18 protein-coding genes, 1 tRNA gene and 1 other RNA gene are annotated in these 17785 nt (G+C 39.3%); 14 read left to right on the top strand and 6 right to left on the bottom strand.

Annotated elements, in window-relative coordinates; all coding sequences use genetic code 11:
- Positions 1-7 precede the first annotated feature (7 nt).
- A complete protein-coding gene (gene amtB / locus O7C57_RS16535; protein ID WP_154622396.1) occupies positions 8-1291 on the top strand; it encodes an ammonium transporter AmtB in 1284 nt (427 codons plus the stop codon).
- A gap of 227 nt (positions 1292-1518) precedes the next feature.
- Here amtB and tesB read toward each other — a convergent pair whose 3' ends face one another.
- A complete protein-coding gene (gene tesB / locus O7C57_RS16530; protein WP_154622395.1) occupies positions 1519-2385 on the bottom strand; it encodes an acyl-CoA thioesterase II in 867 nt (288 codons plus the stop codon).
- Positions 2386-2709: 324 nt separating this feature from the next.
- Here tesB and O7C57_RS16525 point away from each other — a divergent pair, with 324 nt between their 5' ends.
- Both O7C57_RS16525 and ffs read left to right on the top strand, forming a co-directional pair.
- Positions 2710-3168 (top strand): YbaY family lipoprotein, encoded by a 459-nt coding sequence (locus tag O7C57_RS16525; protein WP_196713815.1) that lies wholly within the window; start codon positions 2710-2712, stop codon positions 3166-3168.
- 137 nt (positions 3169-3305) lie between these two features.
- Positions 3306-3402: signal recognition particle sRNA small type (gene ffs, locus O7C57_RS16520), an RNA gene on the top strand.
- A gap of 375 nt (positions 3403-3777) precedes the next feature.
- On the opposite strand, the gene O7C57_RS16515 is transcribed toward ffs, so the two are convergent.
- From O7C57_RS16515 to gloB, 4 genes are all read right to left on the bottom strand, one after another.
- Entirely contained in the window at positions 3778-3981 is a 204-nt protein-coding gene (locus O7C57_RS16515; RefSeq protein ID WP_004927064.1) for an HHA domain-containing protein, read from the bottom strand.
- A 78-nt stretch (positions 3982-4059) separates the two neighbouring features.
- Positions 4060-4428 carry an Hha toxicity modulator TomB gene (tomB, locus tag O7C57_RS16510; protein WP_154635730.1) on the bottom strand — a complete coding sequence of 123 codons (369 nt, stop codon included), beginning with the start codon at positions 4426-4428 and terminating at the stop codon, positions 4060-4062.
- A 567-nt stretch (positions 4429-4995) separates the two neighbouring features.
- Positions 4996-6333, bottom strand: coding sequence for a murein transglycosylase D (gene mltD, locus O7C57_RS16505; protein WP_154624041.1), 1338 nt, complete (start codon positions 6331-6333; stop codon positions 4996-4998).
- Positions 6334-6411: 78 nt separating this feature from the next.
- The gene (gloB, locus tag O7C57_RS16500; RefSeq protein WP_269723357.1) at positions 6412-7167 is read right to left on the bottom strand and encodes a hydroxyacylglutathione hydrolase; all 756 of its coding nucleotides are present in this window, start codon (positions 7165-7167) and stop codon (positions 6412-6414) included.
- A gap of 39 nt (positions 7168-7206) precedes the next feature.
- Here gloB and O7C57_RS16495 point away from each other — a divergent pair, with 39 nt between their 5' ends.
- Positions 7207-7932 (top strand): class I SAM-dependent methyltransferase, encoded by a 726-nt coding sequence (locus tag O7C57_RS16495; protein WP_154624043.1) that lies wholly within the window; start codon positions 7207-7209, stop codon positions 7930-7932.
- A gap of 66 nt (positions 7933-7998) precedes the next feature.
- On the opposite strand, the gene rnhA is transcribed toward O7C57_RS16495, so the two are convergent.
- Positions 7999-8469 carry a ribonuclease HI gene (gene rnhA / locus O7C57_RS16490; RefSeq protein WP_154624044.1) on the bottom strand — a complete coding sequence of 157 codons (471 nt, stop codon included), beginning with the start codon at positions 8467-8469 and terminating at the stop codon, positions 7999-8001.
- A 54-nt stretch (positions 8470-8523) separates the two neighbouring features.
- On the opposite strand from rnhA, the gene dnaQ reads away from it, so the two are divergent.
- The 10 genes from dnaQ to O7C57_RS16440 all read left to right on the top strand — a co-directional run bounded on the left by dnaQ (position 8524) and on the right by O7C57_RS16440 (position 17753).
- Positions 8524-9285, top strand: coding sequence for a DNA polymerase III subunit epsilon (gene dnaQ, locus O7C57_RS16485; RefSeq protein WP_269723356.1), 762 nt, complete (start codon positions 8524-8526; stop codon positions 9283-9285).
- Between the two features lie 114 nt (positions 9286-9399).
- Positions 9400-9476 (top strand) — tRNA-Asp (locus O7C57_RS16480).
- 1402 nt (positions 9477-10878) lie between these two features.
- Complete coding sequence (locus O7C57_RS16475) at positions 10879-11274, top strand: helix-turn-helix domain-containing protein (protein ID WP_163860720.1); 396 nt, start codon at positions 10879-10881, stop codon at positions 11272-11274.
- A gap of 153 nt (positions 11275-11427) precedes the next feature.
- The gene (locus O7C57_RS16470) at positions 11428-11988 is read left to right on the top strand and encodes a fimbrial protein (protein WP_249999885.1); all 561 of its coding nucleotides are present in this window, start codon (positions 11428-11430) and stop codon (positions 11986-11988) included.
- Positions 11989-12062: 74 nt separating this feature from the next.
- Positions 12063-12587, top strand: a complete 525-nt coding sequence (locus tag O7C57_RS16465; protein WP_004927221.1) for a fimbrial protein — start codon at positions 12063-12065, stop codon at positions 12585-12587.
- Between the two features lie 67 nt (positions 12588-12654).
- Complete coding sequence (locus O7C57_RS16460) at positions 12655-15189, top strand: outer membrane usher protein (protein ID WP_154624417.1); 2535 nt, start codon at positions 12655-12657, stop codon at positions 15187-15189.
- 78 nt (positions 15190-15267) lie between these two features.
- On the top strand, positions 15268-16017 hold the full coding sequence (locus tag O7C57_RS16455) for a fimbria/pilus periplasmic chaperone (RefSeq protein WP_042117401.1): 750 nt from the start codon (positions 15268-15270) through the stop codon (positions 16015-16017).
- Positions 16001-16690 (top strand): fimbrial protein, encoded by a 690-nt coding sequence (locus O7C57_RS16450; protein WP_004927229.1) that lies wholly within the window; start codon positions 16001-16003, stop codon positions 16688-16690. The genes O7C57_RS16455 and O7C57_RS16450 overlap by 17 nt, the downstream gene beginning before the upstream one ends.
- A gap of 14 nt (positions 16691-16704) precedes the next feature.
- Positions 16705-17229: a fimbrial protein gene (locus O7C57_RS16445; protein WP_223854850.1), complete on the top strand. Its 525-nt coding sequence runs from the start codon at positions 16705-16707 to the stop codon at positions 17227-17229.
- 122 nt (positions 17230-17351) lie between these two features.
- The gene (locus tag O7C57_RS16440; RefSeq protein WP_237069619.1) at positions 17352-17753 is read left to right on the top strand and encodes a fimbrial protein; all 402 of its coding nucleotides are present in this window, start codon (positions 17352-17354) and stop codon (positions 17751-17753) included.
- Positions 17754-17785: the final 32 nt, after the last annotated feature.

Genomic DNA, 17785 nt, shown 5'->3' with positions numbered 1-17785 from the left:
AACAGCGATGAGTAAATTGTTTCAGGTTTTATGTTGGTTATTTATAGCGAGTTTTCCTGTGAATGTGTTTGCTGCTGAGGACGGTGTAGATAAAGCCGACAATGCATTTATGATGGTTTGTACTGCATTGGTCTTATTTATGATCATTCCTGGTATCGCTTTATTTTATGGCGGATTACTGAGAAGCAAAAACGTATTGTCACTTATGGCTCAAACGATGGTTATTTTTGCTCTCGTTTCGGTCATTTGGGTAATATATGGTTATAGCTTGTCCTTTAGTGAAGGAAATGATTTTTTCGGTGGATTAAGCCAATTTATGCTTAAAGGAATTAGCGTCGAAAGCTTAGCAGCAACGATCCCACAATTTGTTCATGTGGCATTCCAAGGGGCTTTTGCCAGTTTAACGGTTGCGCTGGTGGTTGGTGCTTTAGGCGAAAGGATTAAATTTTCAGCCATACTGATATTTGCTTTTATTTGGACAACTTTTGCTTATTTACCTATGGCTCATATGGTATGGGGCGGGGGATTACTTGCCCAAGATGGCGCACTGGATTTTGCGGGGGGAACGGTTGTTCATATTAATGCAGCAGTCGCTGGGCTTGTTGGTGCTTACTTACTTGGAAAAAGAACGGGTTTCGGAAAAGAAGCCATAAAACCCCATAATTTGCCGATGGTATTTATGGGAACCGCGATCTTATTTATTGGTTGGTTCGGTTTCAATGCTGGGTCTGCTGGAAGTGCGAATTCTATTGCAGCTTTGGCCTTTATTAATACCGTTGTAGCGGCATCCGGCGCAATTTTATCTTGGGTACTTGCGGAGTGGGTGTTTAGAGATAAACCGTCATTATTGGGGGCTTGTTCTGGCTGTTTAGCTGGATTAGTCGGCATCACACCGGCAGCCGGTACGGTTGGAATTGCTGGCGCATTGGTAATAGGCCTAATATCTGGGGTTGCTGGATTATGGGGGGTGGTCGTTTTAAAACGTTGGTTAAAAGTCGACGATGTATGTGATGTTTTTGGCGTACACGGTGTTTGTGGCGTAGTTGGTTGCTTATTAACAGGCGTATTTACCTCTGCAACATTAGGAGGGTTAGGTTATGCCGAGGGAGTGACAATGCTTAAACAAGTTGGTGTTCAGGCATTTAGCATACTAATCTGTGTGATTTGGACTGCAATTGTCGCTTATTTGGCATTTTTGATAGCGGATAAACTAACAGGTTTACGTGTTGAGGTTGAACAAGAAAGAGAGGGACTCGATATTACCTATCATGGTGAGAGTGCTTATAATTAACTTGTATTTATATGATGTTAGTTAGTACTCACATTATATATACCCAATAAGAATGGCAGATCAATAGATTCTGCCATTCAAACATGGAAAATACTCTTCTCACAATAATAATGAAGGGCTGTGACGCATGAACGAATAGAGTTTTAATATAAAAGGATAAGATAAGAGGTGAGCCTTCTATCTTACCCTATTTAGTTAGTGAGTACTTGCGTTGGTTTACCTGCCAATTAACGCGGCTTTCTTTTACGGATCACCCCTTCTTGGACCGCTGTTGCTACTAGCTCCCCACTTTGGTTATAAATTTGTCCTTTAACAAACCCACGGCCTCCAGAGGCTGAAGGACTCTCTATAGCATAGAGTAGCCAGTCATCAATTTTAAAGGGGCGGTGGTACCACATAGAATGGTCAATTGTGGCAACCTGTAAGTCTCTCTCCATAAAGCCACGGCCATGTGGTTGGAGCGTTGCGGGGAGAAAATTATAGTCAGACGCATAGCCCAATAAATAATTATGTAATGATGGAATATCAGGCAATTGCCCTTTCGCTTTAAACCAAATATAGCGAAACGGTTCCTGTGGGGGAGTGTCGAAAGGACTATAAAACTCGATTGGACGAAACTCAAAAGGGTTTGGGCGCAAAGCATACTTTTTAACAGATTCGGGTAACTGAGCAGCCAAACGCTGGATGATGTCATCTTGAGAGATTAATGTTTCTGGTGATGGGACTTCAGGCATTAAATTTTGATGGTTAAATCCATCCTCTTGGGATTGGAAAGATGCCGTCATAAAAAAGATAGGCTTACCATGTTGTATTGCACTGACTCGTCGTGTGCTAAAACTGCCGCCATCTCTTAATATCTCTACATCATAAACAATTGGGCGCTGGCTATCACCTGGGCGTAAGAAGTAGCTATGGAATGAATTAATTAAGCGATCTTCAGGAATGGTTTGTTCTGCCGCATACATGGCTTGGCCAACGACTTGCCCACCGAAAACTTGAGGTAGTCCGAGATCTTCACTTTGACCACGAAAAATACCTTCTTCAATCTTTTCCAATTCTAATAGGCTGATTAAATTTTGTAATTCTGGACTCATAGCAACCTTGAATATTGATTAATAAATATCAGATGATTGTATTTTCCCATTAATACATAAAAATAGGTAGACTGTTTTTGTGTTATCGATTTTACGTCGCAAAGTGATGAGGATAGCGGCTTGCGACTTGAAACACCTTATTGCCTAGGCTGAATATGACTTTTTTATGAAATTTATATCTTGATATGCGCAGTTACATTTTGAGATAGTATTTTATTGATAGTTATTTTTGGCTATAATCTGATCTTTGGTGGTTAAAAATTACAACTAAAATGAAATAATGTAAATATCCTCTGATAACAAATTGTTTTTTAGGCAATTATTATGAAATTAAACCTATTTATCATTAGCTTTATCGCGTTGGCTTTTTTAGGGGGGTGTGAAGGTAATAATAATAAAGCGAATGAGACAAAGTTAGGTCATCACAGTCATCCAACGAAAAAGAGTGTGGATGCGAAGGTTATCAAGGGGCAAATGGTTATCCCGCAACAAGCGGTATTGCCTGGAAATGCATTAATTACGGTGACCTTAGCTGATATTTCTATCGCTGAGTTACCTGATTTGATTTTGGCGCAAAAATATTATCAAGTAAAAGAGAAGCAATTTGTCTTTCCTTTTGAACTGAGCTACCAAAAGGATGAAGTACGTCAGAATGCACATCTTGCGCTAAGAGCTACGGTGTCTGTTGATGGTGATTTATGGTTTGTTTCAAAGGCTGAAAGTATAGTGATGAATGATGGCGTCACAAATAATATTCAATTAGTACTTGAGCCTACGAAATAATTGAGTCTATTTTTATCAAGCTTAATAGTGATTTGCTATTGTGTAATAAACCAGCACTTAACAGCGCTTTCCTTGCTATTTTAGTCATCATCAAGCATAATGCCACCTGCTTTTTAGGAAGCAATCAATGGGGGCTCTGTTGGTTCTCCCGCAACGCTAACTTGTTAACTAGGTCAGGTCCGGAAGGAAGCAGCCATGGCAGGGGATGTGTGTGCCGGGATGTCGCTGGCAGGGCTCCCACCCATCATAAGCCGTTCACTTATCTTTCTTCCATTTATCCCTTATTATTTTTTAGTCTTATATACAACTAAAAATGATATTCATAATACAAGTGTAAGTTATGGATTATTCATTTTGGCGACGAATGGGATAGCTCGACCATTATTTATAGGGCGCTACAAATTTTTATGAATAAACATTGCACTATTGTTTAAGCATTAAAAGCTAAATCTATCTAGTGGGCAACGATTATGTTTAGATAAGTAAAGTCTATGTAGAATGGTGATATTTTTTTGTAATAATTAATAAATTAAAGTCAATACACACATTAAGCCGATAAAATAAATTACCGGCTATAACCAGTTATTATCTGAGCATATTAATAAGTAGTTATCTAACAAATTTCCAAACAGAGGCTGGAATTTTGTCATAAAGTTTATTCATAGTGAGTTCTGCAAGACGGTGATCTGCGGCTGAGTAAAATAGTTCCAGCTCGTCTTCAGAAAGCTCATACTTATTTTTTTCAATAACACGCTCAAGTGTATCGATGGTTGTGCATTTTCTTAAACGCATCAGATAATCAGTTTTGGTCATAATACCCTTTCTTTTATTGATAATTAAAAATCTTTATAACATGCTATGTTATAGTTTATTTAGTGGTGAATAATATCTTTAGGTCTTGCTTGCAGGGCATTTTAAATCATCATCAAGTACAGCGACAAGATTTTGATTCATACTCTGCCAGTCAATAATTTCACTTAACGTTATTACCGGACTACCGAATAAATCGTAAGTCTCGTCAAGATACTCTTCTACTAATGATATAACGAGATTATCTTTTGGATGTTTGATCTTATATTGCCATACAAAGGCGGCTATATGTTCAATAAGCTCATTGAGCCGTACACTTTGTGGTGAGCTTAAATCATTTATCCAATGTGTATTTGTTTTCTGTAAGCTTGAAATTGCTTCTCTATTCAAACTGTTACACAAGTATTTTAACTCTGATATATCATAATTTTTGGGTGAATATTCATCCATAATCACCTCCGCAGGCGAGACTAACCTTTGCTATGTGTATTTCTATATCAAAATAATCGAGTACAAACTAAATAACACACCTTGATAATTAACTTAAGTATTTATTAATCAATGTCTTAGGTTATATAAAGTTGTAAAAAATAGGTGTAGTTTTTTAGAATTATCAATAATTATATCTGTAATATTCAAATACGGGCTAGCAGCGCTAACAGTTTTCGCTGTGCTAATAATATAGCACTTTTATTACATAAGTCACCACCTGACTGGTGTTTTTTTTCAAAAATAAAAGTATCCCTAGGCCTTTTTGTGCTATTTATATCGATTAAACACAATTCTGGGGGAGTTTTATATCAGATTAGCAGTACTTTTCGTTTGTTTACAAAAAATCACGATCAATTTAACTTAAAAAGCGATCTGCAAAATAATCTTAAAATATTTTTTTAACAATATAGGTTTGGTATTAACGGCTATTGAATATGATATCAATATTGATAAGTATAATTAATTTTTGGTACTAAATAAGTAATACCTACCGATTAATCGGTAGGTACATAAAGAAAAATTATTTTATAGGTAAAGATTCAATGTAACGCCTGGTTTTAGATCTGCCATTTTGACCCCAGAATTCCAACTCATTAAATCATTGAGCTTAATTCCATGTCTTTTGGCTATACTATAATAAGAATCGCCTTTCTTTACTTTATACGTTTTGGATTTACGCTTATTTGATGCAGGTGCACTGCCTTTTATCTTAAGGGTTTGTCCTGGATAGATATTCGCCGTTTTCATCCCATTAAGTTGTTTAATACTCTTACTGGTGGTATTGAACTTTTTAGCAATACTTGCGATCGATTCTCCTTTAACAACTTTATGAGTAAAGCCATTAGTTTGTGGTGCTGATCGTTTAAGTTGGTTTTGAGCAACAGCAGTACGAATATTATTTAAAACGGCTTGGTCAGAAAGCGATAATTTAAGTTGCTCTGCTTTTGCCGTAGGCAACATAATATAATGAGGACCATTTGGTGATGTTACACCACGCTTATAACCTGAGTTATATGTTTTTAGTGATTCCTCTGAGATACCTGTTAATTCTGCTGCTTGGGTTAAGGTAATTTGTTGCCCTACATCAACCTGAGTTAATGCGCGACTTCTATTACTGCGTGGTAATTTGACTTGATATCTTTCAGGGTTTCTTAATACTTGGCTGAGCGCTAATATTTTAGGGACATACTGTTTAGTTTCTTTTGGTAAGGACAACGACCAAAAATCCGTCGGTAATCCAGCGGCTTGGTTCTTTTTGATCGCATTCAACACACATCCTTCACCACAGTTATAAGCAGCCAGTGTGAGTTCCCAATCATGGCCAAACATAATATTTAAATTTTCGAGCAAATCAAAAGCAGCCTTAGTCGATGTCACGAGATCACGACGCTCATCGACCCACTGGTCTTGTTTTAATCCGTAAGAGCGGGCAGTGATAGGAACAATTTGCCAAAGACCTGCTGCTTGTGCCGGAGAGGTTGCTTTTGGATTGAAGGAACTTTCTATAATAGGAATTAAGGCCAATTCCATTGGTAAGTTACGTGCATTGACTTCGTCTACGATCCAATACATATAAGGTTCTGCCCTTAATGTGACATCGTAGAGAAAACTTTGTTTTGTATAATAATTGCTGGCTTGTTCCCTGATGATTGAATTATCAGGTATATCCATCTTCAGCTCATCACTGATATAACCCCAAAGATCACTATCTATTGTTGAGGTTTGTCTACTTGCTGCCTGATTATGTGGAGCAACGCTTTCTATAGTGTGGTTTGCTGAAGACTTGTTCTGCTTGGTTTTTTGTGGTGAAGCTTGGCATCCGGCCAGCAGAACAATGGCGATAATCGTCGCTATTGTCTTCATTGTGTCAATATTCTTTGTTTTATGTGTAAAAGTCGAACAATAATACTTATCCGACACAAAGAAGACAATAATTAAACGTTAATAATGATCTTTTAATTGACGTAAAACGGTAAAAACGGCCCTAAGTGGTGGGTTTGCTTGATTTATATTTAACTTGTTTTGCAGCTCGGCATTATCGCACTGTAGAAAAATATTTATTTTTCGTTCAGTTTTGAGTGTGGTTGGCACAGTAGCTTGCTGTTTACTGCGTTTAGCGGCGACTTCTTCTTGGTATTGGCTAATTTGTTGGTTTTCAGGCCAAATATGATGCGCAAACTTAAGGTTAGATTGGGTGTATTCATGTGCACAACAGATGAGTGTTTCATCGGGCAGGGCGGCTATTTTTTGGATTGATTGATACATTTGCTCTGGTGTACCTTCAAATATTCTGCCACAGCCACCTGAGAACAAGGTATCCCCACAAAAGAGATAAGGAGCGTGATAAAAAGCGATATGACCAAGTGTATGTCCCGGTAGACCAATAATTTTAAAATCAAAATTATCAATTTTGACACTATCACCATCACTGACTAATTCTGTCGCTCCTTTTACTTGCGTTTCTTGGGGACCAAAAACAGGAAGATCACGAAACACTTTCAGAATACCTTTTACACCGCCAGTATGGTCATTATGATGATGGGTGAGTAAGATAGCGATAGGAGCCAACTTTTTTGCTGACAATATTTCGAGGACGGGTTCTGACTCTGAGGGGTCAACAATGATACACTGTTGATTAGCATCCGTAAGAATCCAAATGTAGTTATCGTTTAAAGCAGGAACTCGTATTAACTCCATAATGACCTCTACTCTATATTGTGATTAAGGGGAATTTCGATGAAGCCAGCGCGTATTGAAAAAAAACGCCAGATGCCTGTAAGTTGGTCTGATATCCCATTCGGGAGGCAATACCGCCAAGCCCTACAATATCAGCTTCGTCCTTGGTGGCCAAAAATGTTTGGCTTTCATTTGCTTAAGTTAGGACATCTAAGCACTGAGATCGATACTGAAGAGTGCATGATATCGCATCAGTTTAGTGTAGGGAATGATGACCCTCGTTTCCATGTTCTTGCTGAATCCCAAGCTCTTCCTTTTATTAATAAATCTATTGATGCATGCTTAATGTCACATGTATTGGCCTATAGCCATGACCCTCACTGGATGCTACGTGAAGTGGACCGCCTATTAGTTGATGATGGTTGGTTAATTATTTCAGGCTTTAATCCATTTAGCTTATTAGGCCTTGGGAAAATGGTGCCATTTCTTCGTAAACAACAGCCTTATTGTAGTCGTCTATTTCCAACGTTAAGGGTATTCGATTGGCTTAGTCTATTAAATTATGAAGTGCTTTATCATTGTAATTGTCAGGTATTTCCGTGGCACAGCCCTAACAATTGGTTGAATCAACGTATTGGGGGGATTGGGACATTGAATGTGATTGTGGCACGAAAGCGTACTTATCCATTAACGCCAACATTACTAAAATTTAAACAGCCCAAAGTGAAAATAAGTACCGCATTAGGTGCCACAAAACGTATGTCGGATCGCTCAAAGAACTCATAGCATGCAAAAGAATATAATGTATGCGCTGAGCTGTATTTCGTCCAAATAATATAGGCGAGTTAACATTTAACTTTGAGCTGGTTGGTAACCTGTATCTTCTTGAGTTGGTGACTCTGCTGCTTGTCGAGCGAGCTCATCACATTTTTCATTTTCAGGATGGCCTGCATGGCCTTTTACCCAACGCCAGTCGATCTTATGGCGAGTGATAGCCGCATCTAGGCGTTTCCAAAGGTCTACATTGACGACAGGAGATTTATCTGCTTTACGCCATTGACGCCGTTTCCAATTATGTATCCACTGAGTAATCCCTTGGCGAACATATTGGCTATCGGTGGTTAAAATGATATCGCATGGGCGTTTTAAAGATTCGAGGGCGACAATAGCAGCCAGTAGCTCCATACGGTTATTCGTCGTTAAAAAAAAGCCTTCACTGAGCGTTTTTTCATGTTGTTGGTAACGAAGAAGAACACCATACCCCCCTGGGCCTGGATTACCCAGACAAGAACCATCCGTGAAAATTTCTACCTGCTTTGTCATTTCTGTTAAACTCTACCTTATTCATCAATCTCTAGTTTGACACAAAAACCCATTATGAGCACGGCGATAACAAGACAAATTGTCCTCGATACCGAAACCACCGGTATGAATAAGTTAGGCGTTCATTATGAAGGCCATAATATTATTGAAATTGGTGCGGTTGAGGTCACCAATCGTAGGCTGACTGGCCGTAATTTTCACGTCTACATTAAACCAAATCGGTTAGTGGATCCTGAAGCGTTTGAAGTGCATGGTATCAGTGATGAATTTTTGCAGGATAAACCGACTTTTGCTGATATTGCTGATGAATTCCTTGAGTTTATTCGCGGTGCTGAACTCATTATCCATAACGCTCCCTTTGATATTGGTTTTATGGATTATGAATTTGCTAAATTAAATAGAGGTATACCACCTACCGCTGATTTTTGCCAGATAACCGATAGTTTAGTGCTTGCTCGACAAATATTTCCAGGTAAAAGAAATAATTTGGATGCTTTGTGTGATCGTTATTTGATTGATAATACTAAGCGTACACTGCATGGCGCTTTATTGGATGCTGAGATCCTTTCCGACGTGTATTTAGCGATGACGGGGGGACAGACATCTTTAGCTTTTTCTATGGAAGCAGACACATCGAATGAAAGCTATGTTGAAGAGGTACAACGCATCGAGCGTCCAACGAGTGGCTTAAAAGTGCTTTATGCGACCGATGAAGAGCTTATTGAGCATGAAAAACGACTTGATATCGTAGATAAGAAAGGGGGAAAACCTTGTCTTTGGCGACAATCTCCAGATGAGGAAGAGACTATTCATTAGTCTTTATTCGCTTTTGAGGCTAAAAACTGTTCAACTGTACGATTTTTCAAGAAAAAGTATTGACTGGCATGGTAAGTATTCGTAATATGCATCTCGTTCCCTAGAGGGACATTCGGAGCGGTAGTTCAGTTGGTTAGAATACCTGCCTGTCACGCAGGGGGTCGCGGGTTCGAGTCCCGTCCGTTCCGCCAAATATCGAAGCCCTGACTCTTAGAGTCAGGGCTTTTTGTTTTTATGCCTTTTAACCTTTTAAAAAAACACGTCAAAGAAAAATCCGTCATAAAAGTAGTGATAGGAGTGCTCTTGATATCTCAATCTGTGTTCATGACGATTTCTCAGCTAGTCAGTAATAAAGTTTATGAAACAGATAACGAAGCCTTGAGATAAGACTGTTATTACGCGTAATCAATTTATAAATCTAAATAAACAGATTAAAGCTAATATGACATTAATGATAGCTGTTGAGGTATGACTATAACCAAATTGATTAGATAATTTTAATTCCCGTCCTTTTGTGTGGATCATTTGGCTTTACAATCTATGAGTACTTCCCATCCTGAATGGCTTAAATCGATTTAATTCTCTTTTTGTTGGCGATATAAACTATCTCGTTAAATAATCTATAAATCACTTACTCATCTCCTTATGACTTTAAGATTACTTTTTTGTTATTGATAATAATAATAGTTTTCAATTTAAATTATTTTTAAAATTCAAATTTTACTTTTCGTTTAATTTTGTCTATTTTTGATACTCGCTATGAGTATGTTTAATTTTCAAATAACAAATAAACACAATCAGGTATATTCACTTTTTTTGCATATTTATATTATTTGAATTAATAGTGATTTTTCAATATTTAGAAATTAACTAAAAATTAACACGTTTGTTTTTAATTATGGTGATTGTTATTTTAAAAGCGACGATGAAATCGTGGTGAGTATTATTAGTATAATCAAAAGATAAAGTTAACTATTGAAGGTGACTTATCTGATATTTGAAGATTTGTTATTATTTTTAAAAACAGACCTGGTTTTGTATCTATATAAAAAATATGTTATTTTTTCTTTCCAGTTACTTTATTAGAGATATTTAATTAATTAATTAATTAATTTATATTTTCACTAAAAATTATGACTATTTGTTAAATTTAAAACTTTCATCTTTATTTGCGTCTTAATTGGTGTTTTTGTGGTTAAAAAAACCATTTTATATGGATGCTCATAAAAAGGAATGCAGTTAAAGCCAGCTATATAGCTAGCTTTTATGATATTTAATTTACTCTCCATTGGTGTATCTGGTGGTTGTTTGTACTGCTAGCTGGGATGGATTAGGTTTGATTTTGCGTGAATGCTCAAGTAAATTAATGGGCATTGATTCAGTGGTAACGCATAATACAATATTATTTATTCATATATCCTTAAAGTTGCATAAAATGTCTAGAGAATAGGTTTTTTATTCGATTTTTAGTCGGTTTTTAAATGAATTGGTTTTCTAAGGGTATCAGTTTTTATTAGTTATCTTCGTTCGTTATATTTATTTTAATACTGTTTGAGTAGTAAGGTTAATTAATTTAATGCATGGAGAAAAATAGTGAGAGTAGGTGCGGTGCAAATGCCGAAAAATAAACTCAATGATTCAAAAACTGTTTTTACCAAAGCGATTGGAGAAGAAATACATAAATTACGTAAAGAACGTTTGATGACCGGAAAGGAGCTAGCTAAGGTAGTTAATGTCTCCCAACAACAAATATCACGCTATGAATGTGGGGTTTGTAATATAACAATAGATACATTGATTGTTATTTTAAACGCATTAAATGTTTCATTAACTGATTTCTTTAATCAGGTCTTTTTACGGGTATTCGAAAAGGAAAAGAAAATCAGTGTACAGTACCACAATGTATTTAGTTCTTCTGAGCAGTCTGAAGAATTAAAAAAACAGCTAGAAACTTTTTCTCGGTATGATCAAACTAACTTATGGGGTTAGTTATTTTCTATTAATTATTTTATATCACCATTCTTTTTTATTTAAAGTTTTTTAAATTATTTATCTTTAAATAATTAGGAATAAACACGTCTGAAGGATTGTGAATACATTCCTATTTTTTAAGTACGATATATTTATATTGCAGAGGCAATCATGAAAAAAATTATTTTAGCAACCTTAATTTCTGGCGCAATGAGTGCATCCGCTTTTGCTGTGGATGCAGGAAAAGGGACAGTAACTTTCACGGGAGCTATCATTGAAGCACCATGCTCAATCGCTCCAGGAGATGAAAGCCAAACTATTGATTTAGGACAGGTTTCTAATGTTACCCTACAGAAAGGTGGTATGTCCGCAGCTCAGCCTTTTGAGATCCATCTCGAAGGTTGCACGTTGAACGCAGAATATAAAGATAAAGATGGCGTTACCCAAAAATATAACAATATGGTTGAAGTGAAATTTGAAGGTACAGAGTGGGTAAACAATGGTAGCAATACTGGATTAATTCAAATTACAGGTGATGCGTCTGGTGCAGGTATTGTATTGATGAATAAATCAGGTGCAAAAATCAATATCAATGATTCAACCGTTGAGCGTGCTTATACCTCAGGTAATAACATTTTGAGTTTTCAAGCTGCGCTACAAGGTATGTCAGATGCGACTGTTGTTCCGGGTAGTTTCCAAGCTGTGACCAACTTTACATTGGCCTATAACTAATCGTTATTGTCAATGAAGTATTCCCCTAAGTCACTTCGTGATTAGGGGAAATATAAAAGAGGGGGAACTCGGTTATGAAAGCTATTTTAGTCATGTTACTTGTTAGTCAATTTGCCACTTTACCGAGTGTACAAGCACAAGCTTCCACACTATGGGGAAGTGTCAACATGAATGGCAGTATTGTCGATTCTGCATGTGCTATTGATACCGGTTCTTATGAACAGGTTGTCGACATGGGAATATTACCTGTTGGAACAATACGCCAACAAGGACAAGGTCCTGTTCACCCTTTCTCTATTACGCTAATTGGTTGCACTTTAGTGCCATATACAGGTTCTCCTTGGCAAGCTTTTACGGTGACTTTTGACGGTCCTGCTTCTGGTAATTGGTTTACGGTGTCGGGAGATGCGCGTGGCGTTGCTCTGTTATTACAAGATGCAGATGGGAAGCCTATTTATCCAGGGAAGTCCACAGAGAAACAAACTATCGCACCGGGAAATACTGTACTGAATTATGGGTTAAGGCTAGTTGCCGATAAAGAGCCTTTACGTCCGGGGCAATATCAAAGCGCACTGCGTTTTAAGCTGGATTATTACTAATAATAAAAAGTCATTTTTTCTTTTTAGCTTACGTTTTTCCTGAACCTGATTTTTAGGGATGTTATTTATGTCTTCTTCACGACCTGTATTTTTTCGCCTTAGTCGCTTAGGCCTAGCCATTGTTTTTTCATTCTATGGTCTATCAACGCCATTGTGGGCAACTGAGACAATTGAATTCAATACGGATGTGCTAGATCTAGAAGATAAAAATAACATTGATCTAGAGCAGTTCTCTCGTGCGGGTTACATCATGCCGGGGACCTATTCTTTAACATTAAAGGTAAATGGCGAGCAGTTTTCAGAAGTGTCAGTGCCTTTTTATCCCCCTGAAGATGATCCACAAGGTAGCACAGCTTGTATATCGCCAGAGGTAGCGGATCAATTTGGATTGACTTCATCGGCAAAAAAAGAGTTGGCATGGTGGCATGACGGACAGTGTCTGACAGCAAGTAGTTTACCAGGGATGCAAATCCATGGTGATTTAGCTACCTCGTCATTATACGTGAGTATCCCACAAGCTTATCTCGAATTCACTGCGCCTAACTGGGATCCACCATCGCGTTGGGATGAGGGAATTGCTGCGTTGATGCTGGACTATAACATTAATGGTAATGCCAATAATTCATATAACGGTGGTCACGATAGTTATGCGTTAAATGGAAATGGTATTGTAGGGGTGAACTTAGGGGCTTGGCGCTTTCGCGCTGATTGGCAAGGTCGTTTAAATCATGCTACTGGTTCTGGTGATTCGGTTAATAAAGACTTTGACTGGAATCGGTTTTATGCCTATCGCGCATTGCCGTCACTCGCTGCTAAATTGGTATTAGGGGAGGATTACCTCGTTTCTAATATCTTTGATTCATTTCGTTTTATTGGCGCCAGTGTGCGTTCTGAATTGAATATGCTCCCGCCAAATTTGCGTGGTTATGCACCAGAAGTGACAGGTATCGCAAAAACAAATGCGACGGTAATAGTTAGCCAGCAAGGGCGAGTGTTGTACGAAACACAAGTCGCTCCTGGGCCGTTTCGTATTCAGGATTTGAGTGATGCTGTTAGTGGCAAACTCGATATCACAGTTAAAGAACAAGATGGTACAACTCAAGACTTTCAAATAGATACAGCTAGCTTGCCTTATTTAACGCGTCCGGGGCAAATGCAATACAAATTAGCATTAGGCCAGCCAACTAATTATCAGCGTCACAGTGAAGGGGATTCTTTTGTCACGGGTGAATTTTCGTGGGGAGTCAACAATGGCTGGTCACTATTTGGCGGTAGCCTGAATAGTAAAAATTACAATGCCGTATCGCTGGGTATTGGGCGTGATTTATTGGCATTTGGAGCTTTATCTTTCGATGTTACTCAATCTTTTGCTCGATTACCAAATATGGGGAATTTAAGCGGAGGTTCTTACCGTATTAATTACTCTAAACGTTTTGAGGCGATTGATAGCACTATTCAATTTGCAGGTTATCGCTTTTCCGAGCGTGACTTTATGTCGATGTCTGATTTCTTAAATGCACTGAAAACCGGTGAGCGTTATGGAGGAAGTAAAGAGTTATATACGATATCGCTGAATAAAAATTTCGGCGAGTTAGGAATGTCGTTATACCTCAACTATAACCACCAAACTTATTGGGATCAGCCGGATAATGATTATTACAGCATTATGCTGTCGAAATATATGGATATTGGTTCACTCAAAAATATCAGTGTTAACTTATCGGCAAACCGCAGTGTTTATAACGGTGTCAAGGATGACAGTATATATCTATCGACCTCATTCCCCTTAAGTAACGGCGCCAACGTAGGGTATTCGCTGAATAGTAGTCGCTACGATACGACAAATCGGGCGACCTATTACGACCGAATCAATGATCGAACGACATACCAGTTGAGTGCCGGGAGTAGCAAAAAAGGAGGAACGGGAAGTGCATTTATCACCCATCAAGCTGATATCGCACGTTTAACGGCTAATGTGAGTTATATGCATAACCAATATAGTGCATTTGGTCTATCAATGAGCGGTGGAATGACTTTTACCCCAGAGGGAGGCGGACTTCATCGTGTGAATACATTAGGAGGAACGCGAATGTTAGTCGATACCGATGGTGTTTCGGATGTACCGATCAAAGGGATAGGTGCACCGATCACCTCGAATATGTTTGGTAAAGCCATTGTTGGTGATGTGAGTAGTTACTACCGTAGTAAGGCTCAAATTGATTTAAATGCATTACCAGACAATGTAGAAGCACAGCAGTCGGTAGTACAAGCTACGCTCACAGAAGGCGCTGTAGGTTATCGTCATTTTGCTGTGGTATCAGGACAAAAAGCGATGACTGTACTGCGATTGCCTGATGGTAGCCACCCGCCATTCGGCGCTCAAATACAAAACAGTAAAGCGCAAAACACAGGAATTGTGGGTGATTCTGGAAGCGCTTATATCAGTGGTATTAACCCTCAGAGTGTGATGACTGTGACATGGGGAGAAGATAAGGCTTGCCAGATCACTTTTCCTATTCAGTTAGGTTCTTTACAGGAAGCATTACTACTGCCGTGTATTCCGACAACGTTACCAGCATCAACAGTGATAGCGAAAAGATAGTTTTATTCAGCACAAGAATAGCCTAATTCACGAAAAGCATGGCTCAAGAGAGAACACAGAAATAAAAGGTAAATAACTATGCAATTAACGATTTCTTATCGTACAACCATGGGGTTAATTGGTTTGGCATTATTTAGCAGCACAGCTTATTCCGCGGTATCGATGGATAGGACTCGGGTTATTTTTGATGGTGGACAAAAGTCAATCTCACTCAATATTTCAAATAACAACAAACAGTTACCATATTTAGCGCAAGGGTGGATTGAAAATGCGGAAGGGCAGAAGATCCAATCGCCATTGGTTGTATTACCGCCCGTACAGCGTATAGAGCCAGGTAAATCAAGCCAAGTAAAAATTGAAGCATTACCTGCTATTAATTCGTTACCTCAAGATCGTGAGTCTTTATTTTATTTTAATTTACGAGAAATACCGCCAAAAAGCGATAAACCAAACACATTACAAATTGCTCTGCAAACACGAGTGAAGCTGTTTTATCGACCTAAAGCGATAATACCTGAAAAAAACGGTGCGCCATGGCAAGACAAATTAACCTTAGATAAACAAGGTGAACGTTATATCGTGAAAAATCCCACACCGTATTACGTCACGATTATTAATGCGACAACTAATGGCAAAGCATCGGATGGTAAAGATTTTACACCAGTCATGGTGCCACCGTTTGGACAGGATGATTTAGGCATCAGCGCTAATCAATTAGGAAATAATCCCGTACTGACTTACATCAATGATTATGGTGGACGCCCTAATTTGACCTTCCGCTGTCAGGTGTCGAGCTGTCAGGTTGTTCCAAATGGTAAAAGCGAATAATTCGAGTAAGCACCCGACTGACGGTGCCCATATTGAAGGAGTGCGCATGACAGACTTACAAAGAAAAAACGTTTTCCGATACGGCTTACTTCTAGCGATGTTTAGCAGCACCGTCAGTTTATCAGGCATGGCGGCGGATAATAATGGCAATCTCTATCGGCCAGTAGATAACTGGAATGTCGATGGACAGCATGGTGTGTTGTACGTGTCTGGTTCATTAACGGAAAGCCCATGTCGGCTAGCGATGACATCTAGTTACCAATCAGTTGAGATGGGGAATTTGGATACCAGTACCTTGCAGCATAATGGTAGAGGAGCACCCGTACCGTTTCAGATTGAGTTAGAGGACTGTTTAGAAACAGAGACTCGTTTAGATAATGTACAAACGGGAATGACAGCATGGAGCTCCAGTCAACCAGCAGTCAAAATTCGTTTTTTAGCAGATAGTGTGCCATCAATGCCGGATATCGCTCGTGTCAATGGGGTAAAAGGATTGGGGCTGGCTATCACGACACCAAATGGTTCACTGCTACCTTTGGGGTTAGAAAGTGAGCCACAGTTATTGCCTTCAGGGCAAAGTCAGTTGACCTATTACGTGACGCCGGTGAGAACGGGGCAGCTTGTGCCGGGGGCGTATTCGGCGCTGATTGCATTTGAAATGTTGTACGAGTAGGAGTGGTCATCATTATGACAATGAGACGATGTCGACTGCCGAAAGTGCTGGCAACCAGTCTGTTGATGAGCAGTTTGATGCTGTGTTCAGCGGCGACCCTTGCAGAAACCTATACCTTAACCGTGAAGGTCACGGTAGTTGAGAAGACCTGTGATATCTACGGGCCTGACGGGATTGGACAGCCCATCAATGTGGCGATGGGCGACCTGATCATAAAAAACATCGATGGGGTTAGCTACGGAAAAACTGACATTCCGTATACTCTAAGTTGCGACGATGCAGCAAGTAATCCAGCCTTAAAACTGAAATTTGATGGCCCCCGCATGAGTGGCCAAGCGGCGAATGTGTTGTCCACCTCGGACCAGAACTTAGGATTACGCCTTATGGCGGGTAACAGTAATCTGAATTTAGGCGTCTGGCGTCATTTTAATTATAGCACTCAGCCAACCCTTAGTGTGATACCGATTGGCAGTGGGACTGGGGGGATTAATGACGGTCAGATGACTGCATCCGCGACGTTGAGTGTGGAGTATCAATAATGATGAACCGACAAGCTAAGATATCTGCAATGGCATTATGGCTAAGCGGCTTGATGCCGCTGACGACGTATGCGGTAGATGTGAACTTTACCGCCAACTTAATCCAAAACCCGCCGTGTGATGTGGCGGGGCCGGACGGGGTTGACCAGCCGATCCGCGTGCCGTTTGGCGAGGTGGGGATCACCAAGATTAATGGCGAAAACTATCGCCAAGACTTTACCTTGACGCTGAGTTGCGGAACAGGGCTTGGGAATGCCGTGGCGTTATATCTTGAGTATCGCGGGATGGTCGCGGAGAGTTTTGATAATAAAGCCTTGCAAGCTAGTCAGACCGGGTTGGGGGTTCGATTATACCATCAAGGGGTCGTCATACCACCTAACACAGGGACACCGATAACGATGTCGGATAATGGCGTTGCAACTTTACCCTTGTATGCGGTGCCAGTGAAGGATACTGACCCGTCTGCAATGTTATATGAAGGGAATTTTACCGCGACGGCCAGTGTGGAGATGAATTACCCATGAGGATATTCAATCACAAGAGAACTTTCTGGATG

This window comes from Providencia sp. 21OH12SH02B-Prov (assembly GCF_027362595.1).
GTDB lineage: Bacteria > Pseudomonadota > Gammaproteobacteria > Enterobacterales > Enterobacteriaceae > Providencia > Providencia zhejiangensis.
Note: the sequence above shows the minus strand (reverse complement) of the source record. Positions and strands in the feature narration are given on the sequence as shown.